Source organism: uncultured Campylobacter sp. (assembly GCF_937997535.1).
Taxonomy (GTDB): Bacteria; Campylobacterota; Campylobacteria; order Campylobacterales; family Campylobacteraceae; genus Campylobacter_B.
Map to the genome: position 1 here is coordinate 1 of NZ_CALKTT010000072.1, position 1,550 is coordinate 1,550.

The window sequence follows — 1,550 nt, forward strand, 5'->3', positions numbered from 1 at the left end:
AGATGAACCCGCAGCAAGGCTACCGCACCCAAACAATGCTAACCCTAATTATGGGTATTACGGGTATGATCAGCGTGTGGGTTTTGTCGCTGTTTTTGATATAGCGGCTCTGAATTTAAAACAGCTCTAAATTTAGGGCAATAAAAGCCCGCCCTCGCGCTTTAAATTTTACTGCGCGGGCGAGCGAGCTATTTTTTTGCTTTAAAATTTTCTGCGAGCCTGAGTGCTCCTCTTTCGCCGCTTAAATTTTACCGCACGAGCGCGCCTTGCCGTTTAAAACGGCAGCAGTTTAAAATTTTCCTCATTTACCAGTGCGGCGACGCACAAACTCCTCAAAGCTAAATTTAGGGCTAAATTTATTAAAATACCAAATTAAAAAGCGGCTTTCGCAAGATCTGCGCGAGCCCCGTCTGAAAGGAATTTTATGAAAGTTTTGGTTGCGATCGATTCATTTAAGGGCTCGCTTAGCTCGCTGCAAGCGGGCAACGCCGTAAAATCGGGCATCGAAAAGCTCTGCGACGAGGTAGTAGTTAGGCCGATCGCGGACGGCGGCGAAGGCAGCGTCGAAGCCCTCGCCGACGCGCTCGGAGCCGAATTTCAAGAGCTAGCCGTGCAAAACCCTCTCGGCGAAAAGATCACCGCGCGCTACGCTCTTGCGGGCGAGCTCGGGATTTTGGAGATGGCGTCGGCATCGGGGCTCACGCTCATCGAAAAATCGCGCCGAAACCCGCTAAAAACAAGCACCTACGGCTTTGGCGAGATGATCTTGCACGCCGCAAGCAAGGGGGCGCGAAAGTTTATCATAGGCATCGGCGGAAGCGCCACGAACGACGCGGGCACGGGCATGCTAAGCGCTTTGGGCTTTAAATTTACGGATGCGCGCGGCGAAACGCTTGCGGGCACAGGCGAAAATTTGATCAAAATAGCGGCGATTTCGGACGCGGACGTGCCGCAAAGCATCAAAGATAGCGAGTTTCTCATCGCCTGCGACGTGGATAATCCGCTCTTCGGCGAAAGCGGCGCGGCGCATGTTTACGGACCGCAAAAAGGCGCGGACGAAGCTGCAGTAGAGGCGCTGGATGCGGGGCTGCGAAGCTTTGCGGGCGTCGTAAGCAAGAGCCTCGGAAAGGAGCTTTGCAGCGAAAAGGGCGCGGGCGCGGCAGGCGGACTGGGCTTTGGCTTCGTAAGCTTCCTGCGCGCGCAGCTAAGGCCCGGCATCGATATCATCACCGAGCAGATCGGGCTGCAAAACGACGTGCAGGGCGCCGATCTGATCATCACCGGCGAGGGCAGGCTTGACTTCCAAAGCCGTATGGGTAAAACTCCAAGCGGCGTGGCGAAGATCGCCGCGCGCTACGGCGTGCCCGTCATCGCGCTTGCAGGCTGCGTCTCGCCCTGTGCCGGCGGCTGCAACGAGCACGGCATCGGCGCGTTTTTCAGCGTTTTAAACGAGCCGATGAGCCTTGAGCATGCGATGGAGCCCGCCGTCGCAACGCAAAATTTAGCCCGCGTCGCCGAACAAGCGGTGCGATTGTTTCTGCTCGGACGCG

Annotated in this window: 1 protein-coding gene; it reads left to right on the forward strand. The window is 56.1% G+C overall.

Annotation, left to right across the window (positions count from 1 at the left end):
- Positions 1-424: 424 nt before the first annotated feature.
- On the forward strand, positions 425-1,550 hold a 1,126-nt coding region (locus tag Q0117_RS06730), incomplete at its 3' end, for a glycerate kinase (RefSeq protein ID WP_297923984.1).